The sequence below is a fragment of the Microlunatus endophyticus genome, from assembly GCF_014646195.1.
In the GTDB taxonomy this organism is placed as follows: Bacteria; Actinomycetota; Actinomycetes; order Propionibacteriales; family Propionibacteriaceae; genus Microlunatus; species Microlunatus endophyticus.
This window is the reverse complement of the sequence record NZ_BMMZ01000007.1, coordinates 103,227-125,850: the sequence shown is the minus strand read 5'-3', so window position 1 is coordinate 125,850 and position 22,624 is coordinate 103,227. Positions and strand designations below refer to the sequence as shown.

At 67.1% G+C, this 22,624-nt stretch carries 20 protein-coding genes; 1 reads left to right on the top strand and 19 read right to left on the bottom strand.

The features are described 5' to 3' along the window. Window positions 1-2: 2 nt before the first annotated feature. The 17 genes from IEY07_RS14950 to efeU all read right to left on the bottom strand — a co-directional run bounded on the left by IEY07_RS14950 (window position 3) and on the right by efeU (window position 19,087). Complete coding sequence (locus IEY07_RS14950) at window positions 3-242, bottom strand: hypothetical protein (RefSeq protein WP_188896189.1); 240 nt, start codon at window positions 240-242, stop codon at window positions 3-5. Between the two features lie 159 nt (window positions 243-401). Continuing rightward, window positions 402-1,586, bottom strand: a complete 1,185-nt coding sequence (locus IEY07_RS14945; RefSeq protein ID WP_188896188.1) for an MFS transporter — start codon at window positions 1,584-1,586, stop codon at window positions 402-404. After that, complete coding sequence (locus IEY07_RS14940; RefSeq protein ID WP_188896187.1) at window positions 1,579-3,021, bottom strand: amidase; 1,443 nt, start codon at window positions 3,019-3,021, stop codon at window positions 1,579-1,581. Before IEY07_RS14940 ends, IEY07_RS14945 begins: the two co-directional genes overlap by 8 nt. Further along, a complete protein-coding gene (locus IEY07_RS14935) occupies window positions 3,021-3,263 on the bottom strand; it encodes a hypothetical protein (protein WP_188896186.1) in 243 nt (80 codons plus the stop codon). The genes IEY07_RS14940 and IEY07_RS14935 overlap by 1 nt, the downstream gene beginning before the upstream one ends. Next, on the bottom strand, window positions 3,260-4,732 hold the full coding sequence (locus IEY07_RS14930; RefSeq protein WP_229670141.1) for an amidase: 1,473 nt from the start codon (window positions 4,730-4,732) through the stop codon (window positions 3,260-3,262). The genes IEY07_RS14935 and IEY07_RS14930 overlap by 4 nt, the downstream gene beginning before the upstream one ends. Beyond that, on the bottom strand, window positions 4,729-4,926 hold the full coding sequence (locus IEY07_RS14925) for a hypothetical protein (protein WP_188896185.1): 198 nt from the start codon (window positions 4,924-4,926) through the stop codon (window positions 4,729-4,731). Before IEY07_RS14925 ends, IEY07_RS14930 begins: the two co-directional genes overlap by 4 nt. Before the next feature lie 31 nt (window positions 4,927-4,957). Next, complete coding sequence (locus tag IEY07_RS14920; protein ID WP_188896184.1) at window positions 4,958-6,412, bottom strand: amidase; 1,455 nt, start codon at window positions 6,410-6,412, stop codon at window positions 4,958-4,960. A gap of 59 nt (window positions 6,413-6,471) precedes the next feature. Continuing rightward, the gene (locus tag IEY07_RS14915; RefSeq protein WP_188896183.1) at window positions 6,472-6,690 is read right to left on the bottom strand and encodes a hypothetical protein; all 219 of its coding nucleotides are present in this window, start codon (window positions 6,688-6,690) and stop codon (window positions 6,472-6,474) included. A 47-nt stretch (window positions 6,691-6,737) separates the two neighbouring features. After that, on the bottom strand, window positions 6,738-7,814 hold the full coding sequence (locus IEY07_RS14910; RefSeq protein ID WP_229670140.1) for an ABC transporter ATP-binding protein: 1,077 nt from the start codon (window positions 7,812-7,814) through the stop codon (window positions 6,738-6,740). A gap of 20 nt (window positions 7,815-7,834) precedes the next feature. Then, window positions 7,835-8,797 carry an ABC transporter permease gene (locus IEY07_RS14905; protein WP_229670139.1) on the bottom strand — a complete coding sequence of 321 codons (963 nt, stop codon included), beginning with the start codon at window positions 8,795-8,797 and terminating at the stop codon, window positions 7,835-7,837. Next, entirely contained in the window at window positions 8,794-9,738 is a 945-nt protein-coding gene (locus IEY07_RS14900; RefSeq protein WP_188896182.1) for an ABC transporter permease, read from the bottom strand. Before IEY07_RS14900 ends, IEY07_RS14905 begins: the two co-directional genes overlap by 4 nt. 9 nt (window positions 9,739-9,747) lie before the next feature. Continuing rightward, entirely contained in the window at window positions 9,748-11,397 is a 1,650-nt protein-coding gene (locus tag IEY07_RS14895) for an ABC transporter substrate-binding protein (RefSeq protein ID WP_188896181.1), read from the bottom strand. 72 nt (window positions 11,398-11,469) lie between these two features. Beyond that, window positions 11,470-12,528, bottom strand: a complete 1,059-nt coding sequence (locus IEY07_RS14890) for an ABC transporter ATP-binding protein (protein WP_188896180.1) — start codon at window positions 12,526-12,528, stop codon at window positions 11,470-11,472. A gap of 490 nt (window positions 12,529-13,018) precedes the next feature. Beyond that, the gene (locus IEY07_RS14885) at window positions 13,019-14,608 is read right to left on the bottom strand and encodes an amidase family protein (RefSeq protein ID WP_188896179.1); all 1,590 of its coding nucleotides are present in this window, start codon (window positions 14,606-14,608) and stop codon (window positions 13,019-13,021) included. A 269-nt stretch (window positions 14,609-14,877) separates the two neighbouring features. Continuing rightward, complete coding sequence (gene efeB, locus IEY07_RS14880; protein ID WP_188896178.1) at window positions 14,878-16,152, bottom strand: iron uptake transporter deferrochelatase/peroxidase subunit; 1,275 nt, start codon at window positions 16,150-16,152, stop codon at window positions 14,878-14,880. Window positions 16,153-16,209: 57 nt separating this feature from the next. Continuing rightward, a complete protein-coding gene (efeO, locus tag IEY07_RS14875) occupies window positions 16,210-17,463 on the bottom strand; it encodes an iron uptake system protein EfeO (RefSeq protein ID WP_188896177.1) in 1,254 nt (417 codons plus the stop codon). A 43-nt stretch (window positions 17,464-17,506) separates the two neighbouring features. Next, entirely contained in the window at window positions 17,507-19,087 is a 1,581-nt protein-coding gene (efeU, locus tag IEY07_RS14870; RefSeq protein WP_188896176.1) for an iron uptake transporter permease EfeU, read from the bottom strand. Window positions 19,088-19,257: 170 nt separating this feature from the next. On the opposite strand from efeU, the gene IEY07_RS14865 reads away from it, so the two are divergent. After that, window positions 19,258-20,055, top strand: a complete 798-nt coding sequence (locus IEY07_RS14865) for a deoxyribonuclease IV (protein ID WP_188896175.1) — start codon at window positions 19,258-19,260, stop codon at window positions 20,053-20,055. Window positions 20,056-20,182: 127 nt separating this feature from the next. On the opposite strand, the gene IEY07_RS14860 is transcribed toward IEY07_RS14865, so the two are convergent. Both IEY07_RS14860 and IEY07_RS14855 read right to left on the bottom strand, forming a co-directional pair. Beyond that, a complete protein-coding gene (locus IEY07_RS14860) occupies window positions 20,183-21,574 on the bottom strand; it encodes a serine hydrolase domain-containing protein (protein WP_188896174.1) in 1,392 nt (463 codons plus the stop codon). A gap of 149 nt (window positions 21,575-21,723) precedes the next feature. Continuing rightward, a complete protein-coding gene (locus tag IEY07_RS14855) occupies window positions 21,724-22,614 on the bottom strand; it encodes a LysR family transcriptional regulator (protein WP_188896173.1) in 891 nt (296 codons plus the stop codon). Between the last annotated feature and the right edge of the window lie 10 nt (window positions 22,615-22,624).

The following is a 22,624-nucleotide window of genomic DNA, read 5'->3' as shown; positions in this document are numbered from 1 at the left end:
GATCAGCGGGTCTGCCCTCGGTCGAAGTAATCGATCATGTCCTGGGGCAGCGGCGGCACCGGCCGAGCCGAACCGTCGGAGCGGAGCGACTCGGTCGCGATGACGCCGGCCGCCACGGATTGCCGGGCGGCCACCGGTGAGGTGTCGGTCCTGCCACCGTGCGCCACGAACTCGAGGAATTCGTTGATCACCCGAGGATCAGCACCGCCGTGGCCGCCACCGTCGGCATCTTGGACGATCACGGCCTCGTCGGGCTCCTCGTAGTGCCCGTGCCGGCGGCCCCAGAAACCCCGATCCCACGCAACTGGGGCACGTCGACGGTTCGTTGACGTGCCCGTCGACGGTCGGCTGACGGTCCGTTGACGGTCGGTTGACGATGTAATTCGGCTACCGGTGGATGATCAGGACTGCAGCGCCCGGGTCTCACCGATCACGCGGATTCCGATCGCCACGACGACGAACATCAGGACGCCGGTGATCAATCCGCCGGTGGTGCCGGCCAGTCCGGTGATCGCCCCGATGATCACCGTGCAGGAAGTGGAGCCGAAGTCACGCGCGATCCGGTTCGCCGAGAGTCCGGCCTCCGGTCCGCCGGCGAGATCGACCAGGACCGCCGGGAGCAGGCCGAGCATGCAACCGCCGGCGATGCCGATCGGCAGGGTGGCGGCGAAGAACGCGACCATCGACCCTGTCCGTACCGCGACGCCGAGCAGGATCATGGCGAAGATCCCGGCGCCGGTGCCGAGCAGCACCACCGGCCGGCGGCCGTGCCGGTCGGACCAACCGCCGCCGATCGCCGTGATGGCGACCTCGGTCAGATAAGCCGTTGTCAGGAAGACGCCGACCCGTGGTCCCGCGAGTCCCATGCTGCCGGCGGCGATCAACGGCACCAAGGTCAGGGACACCGCTCCCCGTGCACCCTGGCCGACGCTGCTCACCAACAATGCGGTGATCGAACGCGGACTGACGCTGAGTCCGGGCAACCGTGGCCGGCTGAGCCGTGGCCGCAGCAACGGTCGTACGGTCGGCAGTACGAACCAGGCGAACGCCGCGGCGATGACCGCGAGGATTCCGCAGATCGCGAAGGCCAGCCGGTTCCCCGTGGTACCGATCCCGATGGCGGTCACCAGGCCGCCGGTCAGCGGTGCGATCGCCGACCCGGCGGTCATCGCCGCCTGGAAGCGTCCGACGGCGGCTCCGACCCGGCCGTTGCCTGCCAGCCGGATGGCCAGTTGCGGTGCCGCAGCGGCCTGCATCGCCAAGCCGAATCCTTGCCCGATCCTGGCGGCTGTCAGCATCTGGACATCCGGCGCCACGGCGCTGACGAACGAGCCGACGCCCCACAACAGCAGGCCGGCGGAGATCGCCCGCCGGGGTTCGAGGAAGGGCAGCAGCCGAGTACCGAAGATGTCGCAGAGGAAGACCACTGCGGTCAGTGAGGCGACCACCAGGCCGGCCGCGAAAGGGCTGGCGCCCAGCTGCCCCGCGAGCACGGCGGTCACCGGTGCGGTGAAGCCGAAGGTCAGACCGGTGAGTGAGTTGAGACCGACGAAACGTCGTTGCAGCGTGGACGAACCACTATCCATGGAGCACGGGCAGCATCGGTGTCCTGGTCTGCTCGTAGGCATGCCCGACCCTGAGCACGGTCGCCTCGTCGAACGGCCGGCCGATCAGCTGCATGCCGATCGGCAGTCCGGCGGTGATCACCGACTGCGCGCCGCTGATCCCCACCGGGACGGACAGTCCCGGCAGGCCGAGCAGATTCGCCGGTGAGGCGTACCGGCCGACTCCACGGCTGTGCTTCTCGACCGATCCACTCGGCCAGGTGATCTCGCCCAGGTCGGCCGGCGGTGCCGGGAAGGGTGTGCTCGGGGCGGCGACCACGTCCACACCCGTAGTGGTGATCATCTCCGCCCAGGCCCGTTGCACCAAGGTCCGGACCCGGAGGGCGTCGACGTAGTCGATGGCCAGCACCAGATTGCCGGCCTCGATCCCCAGCCGGACCTGCTCGGTGTAGAGATCGCCCTTCTCGCGCAACATGCTGCGGTGATACGACGCCACCTCGGCGCGGACGATCAACTGTGCCGCGGCCGGAATCAGGTCGGCCATCGGGATCGACACCTCGACCACCCGGGCACCAAGATCACCAAGAGTCGCCACCGCGGCCCGGACGGCTCCCTCGACCTCGGGATCCACGTCGTCGAAGAACAACTCGGTCGGGACACCGACTGTGATCCCGGTCAGGTCCTGGGCCGCGCCGGTGTCCAGAGCGGCCGTGTAGCCAGGAAGCCCACCGGATCCGGTCAGGTCGACGCTGGCCGGGTCGGCCCGCTCGTAGGCGGCGATCGCATCCATCACCAGCGCCGTGTCCCGGACCGTACGAGTCAACGGCCCGACATGATCAAGACTCCAGGACAGCGAGGCGACACCGCGCCGCGACACCAGGCCGTAGGTCGGCTTCAGCCCGACGGTGCCGCACAGAGCCGCCGGCATCCGGATCGATCCGCCCGTGTCACTGCCCAGCCCGACCATCACCTCGCCGGAGGCGACCGCCGCGCCGCTGCCGCCGCTGGAACCGCCGGGGATGTGAGCGGTGTTCCACGGATTGCGAGTCGTCGGCGTGATGCCGCCGAGCGCGAACTCGTGGGTGTGGGTCTTGCCGATCATGATCATTCCGGCATCCAGCAACCGGGCGACCACCGTGGAGTCGCTGGTCGGCACGTAGTCGGCCCGGACCTTGGACGACGACGTGGTGGGCACACCGGCGGTCTCGTACAGGTCTTTGACGCCGAGTGGGATGCCGTGCAGCGGTCCCCGGTACGATCCCTCGGCGATCTCCTGCTCGGCCTGTTTCGCCGCAGTCTGGGCGATCTCCGCAGTGACACAGGCGAACGCATTCAGCTGCGGCTCGACCTGCTCCACCCGGGACAGCACCGACTCGGTCAGCGTGACCGGGGACAGCTCGCCGCGGGCGATCGCCATCGCCGCTTCGCTCAAGGTCAACTCGTACGGTTCGGACATCAACTCCACCTCGCGTCGAAGGCGGTCGCGGGCGGCGTCTCACCGAGCGCGACCGATCTGATCTTGGCGACCTTCTGGTCCAGATCAGGAAGGGTCTCGAGCAGTTTTTCCTTGCGCTGCGGGGAAAGCGGGAGCTCGGCAATCTCCAGGAGTACATCCAGCCGCTCGGCGGTGTAGAGCGCCACCTCGGGCTCGTCCATCCCCGCGTCGGGGCCGGGCTGACCTGCTGCCTCGACGGTCATGACGCCACCACCGCCGTTTCCGAACGGTCCGCCGCGGCGGGAGTCAGCAGGTGCCAGTCGGTGACCCGTTGGTACGCGTCACCGGCCCGGAGCACAAGCGACTCGGTGAACGGCCGGCCGATGATCTGCAGCGACAGCGGCAGGCCCCCGGCCCGCGGTTGTCCGCTGAATCCCATCGGCAACGCCAGCGCCGGATTGCCGAGGGCATTCCAGTAGCCGGTGTGCATGGAGCCGAAGCGGTCGGCCATCGAGTCGAGCTCGTCGATCTTCCAGCCGGCGACGCTGCTGGTCGGGGTGATGATCAGGTCGACGGTCTCGAACAGCGCCGCGACCGCCTTCTGCCCGACCCGTCGCACGCGTTGGGCCTGGACGTAATCCGCACCGGTGAAGGCAATCGCGGCACCCACGCCGGTACGGGTCGCCGAGAAGTAGTCGCCCCACCGGGACCGCAGGTCGGGTGCGTGATAGGCGAACGCCTCGGACCGGGAGGTGATCCTCGTTGCCGCGTTGAGTTCTTGCCACAGCGGCAACTCGACCTCGACCACGGTCGCGCCCAGCCCAGTGAGCACGTCGACGACCGCGTCCAGCGCCGCGTCGACGGCGGGATCCCGGTTGGGGGCCTTGCCGAGCAGCCGGTCGAGACCGATCGTCAGACCGGAGAGGTCGCCGTCGAGTCCGGCCAGGTAGTCCTCGGTGGGAACCTCGACAGCGCAAGCGTCAGAGGCGTCATAGCCGGCGAGCGCGTTGAGCATGATCGCGCAGTCCCGCGCCGATCGGGCCATCGGCCCGATGTTGTCCAGGCTGTATCCCAGCGGCACACAACCCGATTTCGGAACCCGGCCGAAGGTCGCCTTGAGACCGGTGATCCCGCAGAACGCCGACGGGATCCGGATACTGCCGCCGGTGTCGGTGCCCAGCCCGCCAAGGATCGCGCCGGCGGCGACGCCGTTGCCGGTCCCTGAGCTGGAGCCGCCGGTCCAGTAGTCGGTGTTCCACGGGTTGCGCGGGATCGGGAAGGGTTTGGTGGGATCCGGGACCCCGGTGGCGTACTCCATCGTGGTGAGCTTCCCGGTGATCACCGCACCGGCGGCGCGCAGCCGGCTGACCACCACCGCATCGCCGACACCGGCGCCCCAGGCGCGGTCGAGCACCAGGCTCTGCGCCGTCGTCTCGCCTTCGGTGGTGGAGATGATGTCCTTGATGCCGAGCGGGATGCCGGCCAGCAGGCCCGGATCCTCGCCGGCGGCGAAGGCCGCGTCGATCGCCGCGGCGGCCGCCTGGGCGGTCTCGTCGAAGCGGGACAGGTAGATGCCGAGCGTCTCGTCGACGGCGTCGGCAGTCGCGTACGCCTCACGCAGCAGCCCGGTGGCCGTCAGCGTGCCGTCCCGCAACGCGGTCTGGGCGTCGGCGATCGTCAGCGCGGAGCTGAGCGCACCCTCCTCGGGTGCGACCACGTCCGGCGCGGTCACGACAGGCTCGCTGAGAAGATCAGATCCGGTTCCTCATAGCGGGCCTCGGCCACGGAGAAGACCAGCGCGGCCTGCTCGCGGCCAGTGGTGAAGGCCTTGAGCAATGCGGCGCGATCCTCGGGCAACGGTGTCAACCCGTTGCTTTCCAGGGCCTGGTCCAATTGTTTCTCGAATTGTTCCTCGATGCTGTGCATCTGTCTCGTTGCTCCTTTGCGTGTGCTGAGGTCAGGCGGCGGTCGTGATCAGTGCGTCGACCGGCGGCACCTGCAGGTGGTGATCGGTGATCCGCTGGTAGGCGTCGGCGATCTTGAGGACCGTGGCCTCGGCGAACGGCTTGCCGATGATCTGCATCGACAGCGGCAACCCTTCCGACGAGAAGCCGGTCGGGATGCAGATCGCAGGCAGCCCGGACAGATTCCACTGGCCGGTGTAACTCGGCTGCCGGAGTCGCTGGCTGGGATTCATGTCGGCAGCGACCTGGGCGGTGGTCGGAGCCGACGGCGTGATCAGCACGTCGTAGGTCTGCAGCGCCTTGGCGACCTGCTCGCACCACAGCACCCGGAATCGGTTCGCCTGCACGAAATCCGCTGCGGTGTAGAACATCCCGCGGACGAGACCGGGCCGGGTGTACTTGCCGTAGGTGGTCCAGCGCTGGACCATGTTGTTGCGGTGATAGGCGTACGCCTCCCCTACCAGGATCAGCGCGTTGGCGTGCTGGGCCTTGTCGGCGTGGGCGAGCTCCATCTCGGTCGAGGTGGCGCCGAGACCGACCAGGGCCTGGACCGCCGACAGCACGCCGTCGCGCACCTCGGGATCGAGTTGATCATGATCGAAGAAGTACGGGATCGGCAGTCCGATCTTGACCCCCTCAACGCTGCCGTCCAGCGCCGCGGTGTAGCTGGGCACCGGGACGTCGGCGGCATTCGGGTCGGCGGCGTCGTAGCCGGCCATCACCTGCAGCAGCAGGGCACAGTCGTACGCACTCCGGGCCATCGGCCCGATGCTGTCCAGCGAGTAGCCCAGCGGTACGACGCCCGCCTTCGGTACCCGCCCGAAGGTCACCTTGAGGCCACTGTGGCCGTTGACGGTGGCCGGGCCGCGGACCGAACCGCCGGTGTCGGTGCCCAGCCCGCCGAAGGCGAGCCCGGCGGCTGTGGCGACACCGGTGCCGGACGAGGATCCTGCCGGGGTCCTGGTGACGTCCCAGGGGTTGTGCGGGACCGGGAATCCCTTCTCCGCATCCGGCTGCCCCAGGGCGAACTCGCTGGTGGTGGACTTGCCGATGAAGACCGAGCCCGCCGCCCGCAGCCTGGCCACCACCGGAGCATCGGCCTCGCCGCCCCAGGCCGGGTCGAGGATCCGGCTGTTGGCCGTGGTCGGCACTCCGGCCACCTTGATGATGTCCTTGATCGCCAGCGGGATACCCTGCAGCGGCCCGGCGTCCGAGCCCGCGGAGAAGGCGGCATCAGCGGCCTCGGCCTGCTCGAGGGCGAGGTCGGAGGTGATCTCGACATAGGCGCCGAGCGCGGGATTCAGAGCCGTCGCCTTCTCCAGCATCGCGGTGGTGAGCTCCACCGACGTGGTGGTTCCGGACCGCAGCGCCTCACCGGCGTCGGCGATGGTCAGGATCGTTGAAGTGGCGGCCGATTCCTCGCCCGGGGTTGCTAGTTCAGTAGTCATCGTTGCTCCTGGTTTTCGTGGCTCAGCGGTTTGTCGCGAAAGGTGGTGGCGAGGGCCCGTCAGGCCGGGTAGTAGGCCGCCGGGTTGAATTTCGGGGCCGGCTCGTAGAACTCGAGCTCCGGCAGATAGAGCTCGTCGGCGGAGGCCCGCATCACCGGGAAGTCCTTGATCATCTGAGCCTTCTCCTCGTCGGAGACGGTCAGCCGGGCGGCGGCCAGCATGGCCGTCACCACCAACTCCGGGTCGTAGTCGGTGGATTCGGTCGTCGTATCGGACATGACGTAGCTCCTTGGTGCGAGTGTGGGTGGGGATGGGCTTGGTCCGGTCAGGCCGCGGCCTGTGAGCCCTCGGTGTAGAGATGGCAGGCGACCAGGTGTCCGTCGCTGGTCTCGATCGGTGGCGGTGCCTGCTGGGCGCAGATGTCCATCGCCATCGGGCAGCGGGTCCGGAAGCGACACCCGCTCGGCGGGTTGATCGCGCTGGGGATCTCGGACGAGTCCTTGTCCAGTGGCTGGTCGCGGGTGCTGTCATCGGGGTCCATGGACGGGATCGAGGACAGCAGCAGCTTGGTGTACGGATGCTGCGGGTTCTCCCACAGCTCCTTGGCCGGGGCGTGCTCGACGACCTGTCCCAGGTAGAGCACCACGACCTCGTCGCTGATGTACTCGACGACATTCAGGTCGTGGCTGATGAAGACGTAGGTCAGGTTGTAGTCCCGCTGCAGATCGGTCAGCAGATTCAGCACCTGAGCCTGGATCGACTTGTCCAGAGCCGAGACCGCCTCGTCCAGCACGACCATCCGCGGCTGCAGCGCCAGCGCTCGGGCGATGTTCACCCGTTGCCGCTGACCTCCGGACAGCTGGTGCGGATAGCTTCCGGAATAGCTGGCCGGAAGCCCGACATCGGAGATCACCTTGGTGACCCGGGCGTCCACGTCCTTGCGTGACATCCCCTGGACTCGCAACGGGAAGGCGATGGACTCGCCGACCGTCGCCCGCGGGTTGAGTGCCGAGGAGGGGTCCTGGAAGACCATCTGCATCTGCTGGATGACTTCCTTGGGGCGCTTTCCCGACGCCGGGATCTGGGCCCGATCGAAGATCATCTCTCCCGACGTCGCGCTGTGCAGTCCGGTGATCACCCGCGCCAGCGTCGACTTGCCGCAGCCGGACTCGCCGACGATGCCGAGCGTCTTGCCTTCCCTGACCCGTAGCGATACTCCGTCGACGGCCGACAGCGTCAGTCGTTTGCCGCCGGATCGGACGGTGAAGGTCTTCGACACGTTGAGCAGCTCCATCAGCGGTCGTTCCGGAAGGGTTGCGCTCGGCTGTTCGACGGGAGGCGGTGCGACGGCCAGCCCCGCCTCGGTGGTGTTGATCATGGTGTTCTCGGGGATCTCAGTCATGGTCAGTCCTGGGGTCGATTTCAGAGTCGGCTGTCCATCGCCTCGCGCAGTGCATCGCTGGCGAGGTTGAAGGCGACCGAGGTGAGGAAGATGAAGAAGCCCGGCACGATCGTCACCAGCGGCGTGGTGAAGAGCTCACCGCGCAGGCTGTTGAGCATGTAGCCCCATTCAGGAGCCGGCGGCGCCGACCCGAGACCGAGGAAGCTCAGGCTGGCGGCGATGATCATCGCGACGCCGACCAGACCGGAGGCGTACACGATGATGTCGTTGAGCACGTTGGGCAGGATCTGGCTCCAGGCGATCCGGGCGCGGCTGGCACCGCTCAGTCGGGCGGCCTCGATGAATTCCTGCACCACCACCCGGCGGGTGGACGACTGCGCGACCCTGGCGACCGGCGGGATGTAGACGATCGTGACCGCGATGATCGTGTTGGTCAGCCCCGGTCCGAGAGCCGAGCCGACCGCGATCGCCAACAGGATCGCCGGAAATGCGTAGAGCATGTCCATGAAGCGCATCAGGACAGTCCCGACGACGCCGCGGACCATGCCCGCGATCACACCGATCAGGGTCCCGATCACGGCCGCGGCGACCGTCGGAACGAAGCCCGCCAGCAGCGAGAGCCGGCCGCCGAAGAGGATCCGGGAGAGCATGTCGCGGCCCTGCTCGTCGGTGCCCAGGATGTGTCCGGGGGTGCCGATGTCCTTCAACCGATCGACTGGCTGACCGATCAGCGGATCGTACGGGCTGATCAGCGGTGCGAAGATCGCGCTCAATGCCAGCGCGACGACGATCGCAGCAGCCACGACACCGGTCCGGTTGCGGAGGAACCGCTTGCCGGTCTCGATCCAGAAGGACTGCGCCTTGACGCTTTCGACAGCGGCGTTCCATTCTTCCTTGCGACGCTCGGCCGCCGCCCGGGAGACCGGGTCGACACCGCCGCCGAAGCTCTTGGGCAGTAGCGGGGGTACGAAGGTCTCGGTCACGATACGGCTCCTCTCACCCGGGGATCGATGGCCGCCTGCACCAGGTCGACGACCAGATTGATGACCACGAAGGTCAATGCGATGACCAACGTCGTGCCCTGCACCACTTCGAGATCCCTGGTGGAGATCGCGGTGTAGAGCAACAGGCCCATCCCGGGCCATCGGAAGATCGTCTCCACCAGCACCGAGCCGCCGAGCAGCGCGCCGATCTGGACACCCGAAGTGGTCAGCACTGGTGAGATCGCGTTGCGGAGCACGTGCATTCGTACGCCGAACTCGGTCAATCCCTTGGCGCGCAGGGTTTCCACGAAGTCGGCGCTGAAGACGTCGACGATCGCGGCCCTGGTCACCCGGGCAGTGATCGCCATCGTGATCATGGCACCGGACAGCACCGGGAGCACCAGGCTCTGGATGGCGACTCCCCAGCCCTCGTCGAAGGTCGCTCCGCCGGACGGGAAGAGCCGCAACTGGCCGGAGAGTACGCCCAGCAACAGGATCGCCAGGAAGAACGACGGGATGCTCAGACCGCCGAGGCTGAAGATCGACACCACCCGGTCGACGACCTTGCCCCGCCGGGTGCCGGCCAGGTACCCGAGCAGCAGACCCAGGGCGATGCCGAAGATCGCCGAGACGGCGGCCAGGACGAAAGTGTTCCCCCAGGCCTGTTGCAGCAGGTCGGAGACCTCGCGACGGCGCAACGTCGAGTAGCCGAGATCACCGTGCAGCGCACTGACTGCCCAGTGGAAGTACCGGATCGGCAGGGGCTGGTCGAGCCCCAGCTGGTGCCGGATCGCCTGCCTCTCGGCGGGGGTGGCATCGTCGGGCACCAGCCCCGCCTCGGGATCGCCCGGCACTACGCTCATCAGCAGGAAGACGATGATCGAGACGCCGATCAGGATCGGCACCGCCATCAGGATCCGCCGGATGATCAATCGCAACATGGCGTCCCCTCAGCTCCCGCTCACGGTGATCTTGGAGAAGTCGACCCACCAGGACTGGGGCTCGACGAAATTCTTCACATCGGCCGACATCACCCGCAGGTTGAGATCGTGCATCCAGAAGAGGAAGTAGGCCTGGCTGACCGCCTGGTCCATCATCTTCTGCAGGTAGGCGTGCTGGTCCTTCTCCTCTTTCTGCTGCGGCGCCAGAGTGAGGTTCTTGTCGATCACCGGATCGTCGAGTCCCGTAGCGTTGGCCTGGCCGCCCGGACGCTTGGACATAAAGGTCGAGTTGTAGCCGGTCGGTGTCATGCCTGCGGCCGGCGAGGCCCAGAGAATGTCCAGGTTCTTCCACTTGTCGGAGTTCAGACCGTCAAGACCGATGGAGATCAGCACGGTCCACTCCATCGGCACCAGCTTGGTGGCGACGCCGATGGCTTTGAAATCGGCCTGCAGCTTCTGCATCATCACGTCCGGGAACATGTTTCCCGAGCCGCCAGTGGTGTAGCCCATGGTGATCGTCAGCTCGCCGGGCTGATAGCCGGACTCTGACAGCAGCTGTTTGGCCTTGGCGACGTCGTAGGAGTAGCCGGGGTTGTTCGGGGCGTAGTCCGGGTGACCCTCGTAGACGTACTGCTTCGCGCCATAGCCGACGTTGTTGATCAGCGCCGCACAGCCGTCTCGATCCAGGGCGTAGTTCAGTGCCTGACGTAGCTTCGTGTTGCCCTTGAACGGCTTACGGAAGAGGTTGAAGCGGGGCATGATGCCGTGCGGGTACTTGTGCATGAAGATCTGGTCGCCGTCGGCTTTCAGCTGGTCGATCGAGTCCGGGGTCGGAACCTCGGCCCAGTTGACCTGACCGGACTGCAACATCGACAGCCGGGAGGCAGCCTCGGGCTGCGGGTAAAGCACGATCTTGTCGAGCTTGACGGGGCCAGGCCACCACTTGTCGTAACGGGTCAGCTCCATCGTCTCGCCATCGACGTATTTGGTCATCTTGAAGGGACCAGTGCCGGTGGCGTGCGCGTTGTACTTGTCGTTGCCGACCTTCTTGATCACTGCTGGGCTCGGCATGTAGACGTGGAGCAGGTCCCAGTGCAGCCAGGCGTACGGTTGGGTGCAGGTGATCTTGACCGTCGAGTCGTCCACGGCCTCGTACTTGTCGATGTAGCGGACCTGGGTGGCGCCGTTGGCGGCATCGGTCTCCGAGAAGTACTTGAACTTCTCGTTCTTGAGCCGATCCAGCTGGAAGATCACCGCATCAGCGTTGAAGGCGGTGCCGTCGTGGAAGGTGACGCCCTTGCGAAGGGTGAACGTCCAGGTCTTGAGGTCCTCGGAGACATCCCACTTCTCGGCCAGCGAGGGATGCGGGACCGGCAGGGTCTTGTCCTGGTCGAGATTGAGCCGGGTCAGCGCGTCGTAGATGTTGTTGCCGACGAAGCGGTAGCCCTCGTAGCCCTGGTTGGGTGGTGTGGACGGGAATGGGATGTTGGCCGCCGACATCGCGATCGACAACGTGCCGCCGGTCGCGGAGGCATCCGATTGCGAGCCAGAGTTGGTGGGTCCGCAGGCGGTCAGCCCGACCCCGGCGACTGCGGCGGTCGCCAGACCGCCGGCGAGGAGCGCCCGTCGATCAATGCGCCGATCAAATGGAAGTGCCATGTGTCTTGCTCCTGGAAGATTCTGGTTGGCCTGGATGGTTCAGGGGCCTGGATGGTTCAGGGCCCGGATGGTTCAGGAGGCCCGGGACACGGCCCGGGCCGGACGCGCGTCGACGGCGAGCTCGCAGCGGCTCCAGTGACCGTCTCCGACGTCCTTGATCGGCGGGTCCTGGGTCCAGCAGGACTCGATCGCGTACGAACACCGGGGCGCCAGGGCACAGCCCGGAGGCAGCCGGCGCAGGCTCGGCGGGGCGCCCGGGATGGCCCGCGGCCGGCGGTCCTGGCCGGCGCGCACGTTCGCCTCGATCAGTCCTTCGGTGTACGGATGGGCGGGGCGGGTGAGTACCTGTTCCGCGGACCCGTACTCGACGAACCGGCCACCGTACATCACCGCCACCTCGTCGGCCAGCTCCGCAGCGACCCCGAGATCGTGGGTCACCACGACCAGGCCGGCGTCGACATCGAGCTGCACCTGCCGGAAGAGCCGGATCATCCGAGCCTGGACGGTCACATCCAGGGCGGTGGTCGGCTCGTCCGCCAAGATCACCTGGGGTTTGCCCGCGATCGCCATCGCGATCACGACCCGCTGCCGCATTCCGCCGCTGAGCTCATTCGGGTAGGCCCGCAGCCGTGCGGCCGGTGACGGGATCTGCACCAGTTCGAGCAGTTCGAGCGCGCGGGCCCGCGCGTCACCGCGGGAGATCCCGGGATGATGTTTGCGGACCGTCTCGACCAGCTGCTTCTCCACCGTGTAGACGGGATCGAGCGCGGTCAGCGGATCCTGGAAAACCATCGAGATGTCCCGGCCGCGGGTCTTGCGGCGTTCGCGCGGCGACATCCCCAAGACATCGCGGCCATTGAGCTCGATCGTCCCCTCGATCAGGGTGGTCGGCGGATTGATGCCGATGATCGACCGCAGCATGGCGCTCTTCCCGCTGCCGGACTCGCCGATGACCAGCAGCACCCCGCCGCGGTTGACGGTGAAGGAGACACCGTCCACGGCGCGGGTGGGGCCGGTCCGGGTCCTGAATTCGGTTATCAGGTCGGTCACGTGAAGCGCCGGGGCGGGGCCTGCGGCTCCGTCGGCAGCGACACTGCCCAGCGCTGGGGCGGTCTGGGTTCGTATGGTCACCGTCTCGAGTCCTTTCACCAAGAATCGCGAAGTGATGCCTGAATCAGGCGGAAGAAATCTGGATCGGCAACTCTGCCGGGGCTGAGACTATTCGAGTATTTGTTACAGCACGGCGTCTGATTCGCTACGCATTGTTAGGGTCTTGTTTCGCCGGAATCGCGTGTTGACATGTCGAAATTCAGTGCTTATTGGCGTGCCAACAGCAGCGACTGTCGCAAAAATCTGCCGTCGCATATGAAGCGTCGATATTCGAGTTTTTCGGGGTGCCCTTTGTTACAGACCGCCGTTCGTGAGCGGCTGCACGCGGCCAGCTCCGGTCGACCCCCTTCCGGTACTGACCCAGTCGCTGCCGGCGCGGGCCCCCGGGCTCGCCGACGCAACAGATCCACGAGGGTCCCGCAACTGACCCCGACGAAGAAGGCGGGCAATTCCGGGTAGTTTCTGGAATTCCCTAACGGCTCTGAACGAAATTCGACCTAGGTCGACCGGGTCAGCCATCGACGGCGGTGTATTGATCGAACGGCACGGCCTTCGTGTAAGCCTGCCCGACCCGCAACAGGAGGTCGTCGGCGAACATCCGGCCGACGAATTGGATGCTGACCGGCAAGCCGTTGCGCTTCTCGGTCGGCACCGCCAACGCGGGATGCCCGGTGAAGTTGAACGGCCGGGTGTTGTTCACCGCATTCAGCAACGACGAGCCGGACATCGCGTACTCCAAAGCCTCGGCACGATCGGTGATCGGCTGGAACTTGGGTGCCTGGGTGATCGTCGTCGGCATCACCAGGACGTCGACGTCCGCGAGAGCTGTGTCGTAGGCCTTCACGTAGCCGCCGCGGGAGTTCTGCGCCTTGGCATACAGGCGTCCGTTGTAATTCTTCTTGGCGAAGTAGCCGGCCAGGAAGGTCGAGAAGGATCGCGGGTCGAGCTGCTCGACCTGGTGCTGGTGGAGCTTCATGATCGCCGCGATCGTGTCGGCCGGGTAGTAGGTCTTGGCGAAGAGTCCGAAGAAGCCCGTCTCCCGAACGCCGAGTCCGCCCTCGGCCGAAAGTGCCTGCTGAGCAACGCCGATCGTCAGATGCTGCGGGACCGACACCTTGGACACGACCGCGCCCAGCGAGGCGAGCACTTCGATCGCCGCGTTGACCGAATCGGTGACCTCGGCGGTGGCGCCGGCGAAGCCCTCCTCCAGCACACCGATCCGTAAGCTGGTAATGGGCTGATCCAGACCGGAGAGCGAGTCGTACGCGTCCGGCACAGCCTTGGTCTGCCGCGGATCGAGGCCGTCGTAGCCGGCAGTGGCGTCCAGCGCCCGGGCCGCGTCCTCGATCGTCATCGTCATCGGCCCCGTGTAGTCGATGCTCTGGTCGGAGCCGAAGCCGATGCCGAAGTGCGAGACCAGGCCGAAGGTGGGTTTGAGTCCGATGCAGCCGGACCACGACGCCGGGATCCGGATCGACCCGCCCTGATCGCCGCCGAAGGAGACGTCGGTCTCGCCGCGGACCAGCGCCACGGCCGACCCGGAGGACGAGCCGCCGGTCAGGTGGTCGGGATTGTGCGGATTGAGCGGTCGCCCGAAGTCACCGGTACCGCCACCGAAGCCGAACCCTCCGGCGAGGCCGTTCATGACGTTCTTGCCGACGACCGTCCCGCCGGCGGCCAGCGAACGCGAGGTCACCGTGGCGTCGTAGTCGGGCACGAAACCCTCGAGTGCAAAGGCGCCGAACGTGGCGGGAATGCCGGCGACGGCGATGTGATCCTTGAAGCTGACCCGCTTTCCGGCCAGCAGCTCACCGTCGGTCTCCGAACCTGCCTCGCCGGGGATCTCGCAGCGCCACATCCAGGCGTTGTACGGGTCTTCCTCGGCGTTGGGCCGGTAGCCGGGCTCGCGTGCCCCCGGGAACCGTGGCGGCGGTGTGGTGTCCAGCCGCGCCTGGACGAACTCGTCGAATTCGCCGAGCTGGCTCTCCAGGTGCTTCTGGTAGACCTCCGCGTCAGCCTCGGTCAGAGTGACGCCGAAGTGCTCGGCAGCGGCCTGCACCGCAGTGACATCGGGTACGCGATACATCGAGGGGACCTCCATCGGTTCGGTTCCGCTGAAGTGCGGTGAACCGAAGATCCCGTCGATTGGTTACGGCCGCTGCCTACGCTCGTTCTGACTATGTTAAGCCGCTTTCGCGGCCACCCGAACCGGCCTGTGACTTGGGGATTCGTCATCCTGTGTCACCAGCAACGCCGATTCTCCGCGCGGTCTGCGCTCACTACTGCGCAGTAGCTCGCGATGGGCCAATTGGTTGATGCACCCGATGATCATCCCCCGTCCGCCGGGCGGCCCGGAGCCGGCGGAGGCGCTCAGCCGAAGAGCGCTTCGCCCAGGTAGTGGCCCTGGGCCGGTGCCGGCGGGATCGCGAAGATCCCCGATCCGATGTGTCCGATGTACTCGTTCAGCAGGTCGGAGCTGCCGAGCTTCTCCTGCAGCTGGATGAAGCTCTGCGGCGTGTCCATGTAGGCGATGAAGAGCAGCCCGGCGTCCAGCTGGCCGAACTGGCTGATGCCATCGGTGTAGTTGTACGAGCGACGCAGGATCTTGACACCATTGTTGTTCTCGTGCGCCGCAAGGGCGATATGCGATGTTACCGGGATCTTGATGTCACCGGCTGCGTCCTTGGCAGTGAAGTTGGGGGTGTCGAACTCCGCGTTCCCGCTGAGTGGGGCGCCGACGTTCTTGGTGCGACCGATCACCTGCTGCTGGTCCGAAACCCTGTCCGCGTCCCAGATCTCGATGTTCATCTGAATCTTGCGGGCCACCTGATAGCTGCCGCCGCGCATCCACGCCACATCGCCGTCGCCGACCCAGACATGGTCGGTGAAGTCGGATTGTTCCTTGATGTTGCGGGTCCCGTCCTTGAAACCCAGCAGGTTGCGAGGCGTGCTCTGCCCCTTGCCGGCAGAGGCGCGTCCGAAGCCCATCACCGTCCAGCGGGTGCCGACCGTGCCGCGGCCCATCCGGGCGAGATTGCGGATCGCGTGATAGGCGACCTGTGGGTCGTCGGCACAGGCCTGCAGACTCAGATCGCCGCCGGTGTAGCCCTTCTGCAGTTGATCACTGGGCAGGGCGGGCAGCGGCTCGAGCAGCTTGGGCTTCTTGTCGGCGAGCCCGAAGCGATGATCGAAGACACCGGGCCCGAGCCCCAGCGTGACGGTGAGCGAACTCGGTCCCAGGTTGTACGCCTCCCCGGTGTCCGGTGCGACGGCATTCGGCTGCGTCGGCGCAACGGCACCAATCGGCTTGCCCTGCATCAACTGGGCGATCGCAGCCGACCAGCGTGCCAGTAACACCTGCAGGTCGGTCGCCGTTGCCGACACCAGATCGAAGGTCATGTAGACGCAGTAGCGCTGCGGCTCAGTCTGGATACCGGCCTGGTGGGTCCCGGTGTAGAAGGGATAGCTGTTGTTGAAGTCGACTCCCTCGGTCGCGTCGTCCTCGCCATGGGACATCGCAAACGCCGTGCCACCGCCGGCCGCCAGCGCACCGGCGACGACACCGGCGCCCGCTCCGGTGAAGAATCCCCGCCGGGACAGCCCACGCCGGGCCGGCTGATCCGGCCCGGTCGGCTGGTCACGCATCTCATCGGCTGTAGCGTCGGGCGTCTGGTCCCGCCCGGCGTCCTGCTGATCCGACACTTACGCGGTCGCCACCTTCTGTGCGAGCTGGGACAGGGAGTCCTGGAGGGCCTGGACGTTCTGGCTCAGCTTGTTGGCATCGCTGTCCCGCAATGCGGCGGTGTAGGTCTTGTAGCCGCCGATCGCCTGAGGATCACGGTACCCGTCGAGCATCGTGGTGGTCGACTGGAAGCGGGCCGCGATCTGGCTGGTCAGTGTCGGGTCGATCTTCTGCAGCCCGGGCCGCAGGTTGGCGAAGGCCTGCTGCGCGCCCTCGACATTGGCGGCGAAGTCCACCAGGTCGATGTGGCTGAAGTCCTCCTCCTCGCCCTTGATCTTGTTGGACTGAACCTCCTCCAGCAGACTCGCCGCACCATTGGCGAGATCCTCCGGCTTGTAGGTCAGGCTCTTGGAGAGCGTCGACAACTGCTTGACATTCTTGGTCAGCTCAGCCGCCTGCTTTTTGGTCGAGCTGGTGATCTTGCCGCCCTGCCACAGGTCCCGCTCGATGGCGTGGAAGCCGTGCCAGCCGACCTTCGGGTCGAGGTTGGACGCACGCATGTCGATCAGATAGTCGAGGTTGCCGGCATTGTCGGTGGCCTTGTAGCCGGGCAGTACGAAGCCCTCGACATCGGATTCGATGTGCTCGTAGAACGGTCGAGCGACGCCGTACTGCTTCTTGGCCGCGTCGACGTCACCGGAGTCGACGTCCTTCTGCAGCTTCTCGACGGCGGTCACCATGCCGGCGACCTCGGTCGACACGTAATCGCCGTACTCCTTGGTGCCTTGGGTCAGCAGGTCCGCTGCGGTCCCGGTCGGCGCCGCGGCAGCCTTACCGGTGACGGTGAACTTCTGGGTCTCCGGGCTGCCGCCCGGGCAATAGATCTGGTATTCGCCGCCGCCGAGGGTCAGCGTGAGGCTGACCGGTTTCAGACCGGGAGCCAGATTCTCCTTCTCCCCAACGATCTTCTGCTGGCTCAGCAGCTCGACCTCGGTGATCGCCGTGGAACTCTGATTGGTGATTGTGAAGGTGATCGGTCCGGCCGGGACGGAAGTGTGATCAACCGTGCAGGTGTCTCCAGAGCTGCCCGACTGCAGCGTGATCGCGACCTTGCCCACCCCGGCGCTCGGCGACTTCGCGTCGCCCTGCACCGAGTCGCCCGAGTTGCTGGTGGAACAGCCGACCACACCGGCAGTCAGAGCCACGGCGGACAACACCACGGCGGCCACTCGGCTGGCCCGGGGCAGCCCGGAGGCGGTCGGGAATGAGGACATGGCAAATACTCCTGAAGATCAGATTTCGGACACGGAATGGAGGTCAGGTAGGTTGGCCGGCCTGCTGCCGAGCGGCAGCAGCGGGTCCGGCCACATGATCACGGACGGCGAGCTCGGCGACCCGCAGCCTGCGCAGATTCCGCAGGCCGCGACCCAAGGTCGCCAGTCCGCCGAGCGCGAGGACGATCGGCAGCCACAGTCGCCACAGGACCGCCTCGGTGGCGGAGCCGGCGGCGTTGTTGATCTTGGAGGCGGTAGCGGTCTGGTAGCTCCGGCTGATCTGCCAGCTGCCGACCGCCTGGTCGTCGCTGACCTGGATCACGCGTGGAGAGGTCAACCCGCCGCCGGTCAGGGTCAGGATCGTACGACCGGTCTGTGACCCGGACACGATCCCGCCGTCCCGGGTCGACACGCTGACCTGTCGGTGGTCGGACCAGGCGGCGTCGTACGGACCGGGTGCCTGGGACAGATCCATGCCGACCGGGACCCGGCCGCCGCTGAGCTTGATCAAGGCATCGGCGTCGATCGAGGATGGCCGGCCGGCCGACGGCTGGTCGGCCGACGACTGCCAGGTGGTGTCAGCACCGTTGGCAGTGTCGGCAGAGTGCCGGGTGAGCGTCGTGGTCGTCGTGGTGCCGCCCTGGGTGACGGTCAGCCGGGCCGTGCCGCCGGTGATCGCGACCTGGGCCGTGCCGCCGCCGGCAAGCGGGGCCGAGGTCGGAACCTGCGCGGTGGCCGGGCGGACGGCAAGAGCGAGCACGGCCGCCACGACCACCAGCGCACCTCCCAGCACCCAGTGCAGGCGCAGGGCGGTCCAGCCGGACGGCCTGTGGTGCTTGGGCCACAGCGTCCAGGTCAGCATCGGCACCAGGTACAGGCCCCAACCGAGGAGTTCGATGACCCGCGGATCGGCCGGCATCCCGAGCACGCCGGTGATCAGGGCCGAACGGATCGAATTCCCGGGGGCCAGCCAGGACAGGTCGACGGTCTGCTGCTGGCCGACGTTGATCCAACCGGCTTCATGCCCGGTACGCAACGCGCTGAGCACCAGGCCGGCAGCGACGAAGATCAGGAAGACGCTGGTCGCGGTGAAGAACTTGGCGAGGTTGAGCCGGATGCCGCCGGTGAAGATTCCGATGCCGATGGCGACCGCGGCGAGTACGCCGAGGATCGCGCCGACCAGGGCTGCGGCGGCGCTGCTGGCGGCCTGCACGGTGGCCAGGATGAAGACGGAGGTCTCGAAGCCTTCTTTCAACACCGCAAGGAAGACCATCACGGCCATCGCCCCCGCGGTCCCGTTGGAGAGCGCCTGCTGGGCCGAGGCCTCCAGATCGCGCTTCATATACCGCGCGTGGGTGCTCATCCACAGGATCATGCCGGTGACGAAGATGACGGCGACGCCACCGATGATCGTCTCCATCCCCTCCTGCTTCGCCTGCGGCAGCGCCCGCTCGACGACGGTCAGGACGATGCCGACGGCCACGCTCGTCGCGACCGCAAGGGTCACGCCGACCCACATCGCGGTGAGCTTGACGTTGTTGCGGCGCAGGAACGTCGCGATGATGCTGACGACAAGGGCGGCTTCGAGGCCCTCGCGCAGTCCGATCACGAATGTTGGCAGCATGACTTCCAGTTCCCGTTTGGTGAGGCGAACCTAACCTTAGGCGTACGTCCGAGCTTTTAGCAATCCCGTCGTTGCCTAAATCATCCGTGGCCTTGGTCACGCCTCAGGTCGCAGCCTCAACCGTCGCCCGGGCGGGGAGTGTGTCGCAGGCAGCGTCTAGGGTCGCGAGCATGAGTGAGGTGCTGATCGGTGGCCACGGCGAGCAGGAGGACCCGATCGCGGAGGCGCGGGCGCGCGAGGCCGGGCTGGCGCAGTTCTTCCTCGGCGATCCGCAGGATTGGAAGGGCCCCAAAGTCGCCTATCCGGGCGGCGCCGAGGCGCTCAAGGACGCAGCCGGCGAGGCGGGCATCCGGCTCTACGTCCATGCGCCGTACGTGATCAACGTCGCGACCAGCAACAACCGGATCCGGATCCCGAGCCGCAAGATCCTGCAGCAACAGCTCGACGCCGCGTACGAGGTCGGTGCCGCCGGGCTGATCGTGCACGGTGGTCATGTGCTCGCCAAGGACGACCCGGAGCTCGGCTTCGACAACTGGAACAAGTGCATCGAACGGGCCGAGATCAAGGTCCCGCTGCTGATCGAGAACACCGCCGGCGGCGACCATGCCATGGCCCGGCATCTGTCGAGCATCGAGAAACTCTGGCAGGCCGTCAAAGCGGCCGGCGGCTCGGACGACGTCGGCTTCTGCCTGGACACCTGCCACTTCCACGCCGGTGGCGAGGAGCTGGTCGGCCTGGTGGACAAGGTGAAGGCGATCACCGGGCGGATCGACCTGGTGCACTGCAACGACTCCCGGGACGCGTTCGGTTCCGGTGCCGACCGACATGCCAACCTCGGCTCGGGTGAGGCGGATCCGGACGGGCTGGTCGCGGTGGTCACGGCAGCCGGTGCGCCGGTGGTGGTCGAAACGCCGGGTGGCCGCGACGGTCAGGCTGCTGACATCAGCTGGCTGCGCGAGCGCGCCTGACCGGCCCCCGTCGGGCGTCCCTGTCCGACTCGCCCACCGTCACGCTTCGAAGGTGAGCGCAGGCCAATGGGCGCAGCCGAGCTGCCGTCTCAAGATCAGACCCGACTTGCGGAACGGTCCGTGCCGGTCACGATGCGATCCGCGGGGTGAGCCGGGTGCCGGTGTAGAGGTAGTCCCCGCCGGCCGGATTCTGCTCCGGTGTGAAGCGGCCGTAACTGTAGGTCGACCAGGCCACCCGCTCGTCGGACCGGGCGATGAAATGATCATCACTGATCGGCACCAGCTCCAGCTGCTGCGGCTCGTCATCGGGATCCGGTGCATCGTCGGTCGGCAGGATGTTGATCTTGAGATGGTGACCGTCCTGGGTGATCTCGTACGCCTCGGAGAAACGGCCGAAGCGGCCGACCGCCGGGCTCGGGCCGCTGATCGCGTAAGGCTGCTCCGGTGGCAGGTCGAGCTGGACCGCGGCATCGACCCCGTAAGGCTCCAGCAGCGCCCGCCGCAATTCGCCCCAGAACAGGTTGGCGCTGGGGGCATTGGTCAGCAGGCAGAGCGCGATGCCCTGGTCCGGATAGGCCTGCAGGTAGGCCAGCTGGCCCATGGTCGCGCCGTTGTGGCCGAAGACCTGGTGCCCGTCCCAGTGGTCGACCATCCAGCCGAGCCCTTGCCAGCCGTCGACCCGATGGCCGACCGGCGGCCGGATCTCCTCGGCCCGCATCGCCTTCGCCGAAGCCCTACTGATGATCTTGGTGCCGGCGAGCTCACCGCCGCGCAGGTGCATCCGGGTGTAGGTCAGCACGTCGGTGACGGTGGAGTTGATCAAGCCGCACGGGCCGACCGAGCGGGGCAGCTGCCACTGCTTGACCGGTGTACGCGGCTCGCCCGGCTCGCCGGAGTGACCGACCGCGGCCGAGCCGAGGATCGCCTCCTCCGGCAGTGTCGAGCTGTGGTCGAGGCCGAGCGGGTGCAGCAGTTGATCTTGGAGCGCGGCATCCCAGGTCTTGCCGGTGACCTGCTCGATCAGCTTGCCGACCAGCACGAATCCCGCGTTGCAGTAGGAGAACATGGTGCCCGGGCGGAACAGCTGGCCGACCTCGGAGAGTGCCTCCACATACTTGGTCACCGCATCGTCGCCGCGGCCGAAATCGGTGAAGACGTCGCCGTCGATCTCGGAACTGTGATTCAGCAGGTGCTGCAGCGTGATGATCTTGGTCGCCGCAGGATCCTGCAGCTGCAGGCCGGGCAGGACGTCGATCACCGGCCGGTCCAGCTCCAGCTGCCCGTGCTCGACCAGTTGCAGGGCCATGGTCGTGGTGAAGGTCTTGGAGATCGATCCGATCTGGAAGATCGAATCCGGCTGCACCGGAACGCCCGTGGCCAGGTTGAGCGAGCCGGAGGCGTACGACGTGATCTCGTCGTCGGCCTCCGAACTGCCGAGTTTGAGGATGCCGAGAGCGGCCCCGGGGACCTGGTGGCGTTCGCGGAGTTCGTCGAGGAGCTGCTGCGGGTCGGGCGTCATGGCCGTCATTGTTGCGGGCGGTCCCCGAGCTCGAACCACCGGTAGCCGCCGCGACCCTCCCTGGCCTTCTCGCACCAATTCCTCAACCAGGCCCCCCTACCCCATTCCCGCACGAGCGGCAGCGCGTGCAAGGACGAGCACGGCGCGCCTCAGGCGCTCGCGGCGACCCGCTCACGCAACAGTTCCAGCAGGCGGCGGACGGCCGGGTTCTGGCGCAAGGACTGCCGGCTGCGGACCAGGATCGACCGGGTCGGGGTCGGATCGACCAGCGGGACCACCGCCACTGCGGCCGGCGGCGTACCGAGGCCGAGGCGGGGCAGCACGGTGATCCCGGCACCGGCGGCCACGAACGCGATCGCGGTCGGATAGTCCTGGGTCTCGACCTGGAAGCAGGGTGCGAATCCGGCGGCCGCGCAGGCGTCCAGTAGCCGCTGCCGGCAGGCACCGCGGGCGACGTCGTTGTCGACCCACGGTTCCTCACGCAGGTCGGCCAGCGGAAACGACCTCTCGCCGGCCAGAGCATGATCAGCGGGCAGCACCGCGACGTACGGCTCGGTCAGCAGTGGTTCGATGTCGTAGCCCTCCAGCGGCGACGACGCGGCACCCTCGACGAAGATCTCCACATCCGGTCGGTCGCCGGTCTCCGGCAACAACTCGGTCAGCCGCAGATCCACGCGCAGGCTGGGAAACTCCCGGGTCACCGCGGCGATCACCGGCGGGATCCAGGTCGAGCCCGCGGACGCGAAGTGCGAGACCAGCAGTGATCCGACCCGGCCCTCGCGCAAGTCGCCGGCGAACGCCTCCAGCCGGGCCAGCCGTTCGAGCACCGCATCGGATTCGGCGGCCAACAGCCGACCGACGCTGGTCGGCTCGATGCCGCGACCACGACGCTCGATCAACTTCAGCCCGGTCTCGCGCTGCAGTGCGCTGACGTGCTGGCTGACCGCCGACGGCGTGTAGCCGAGATTGGTCGCGGCCCGGACGACCGAACCCTCGGCCACCACGGCCCGGAACACGCGCAACCGGTTGACATCGATCATGGAGCCATTA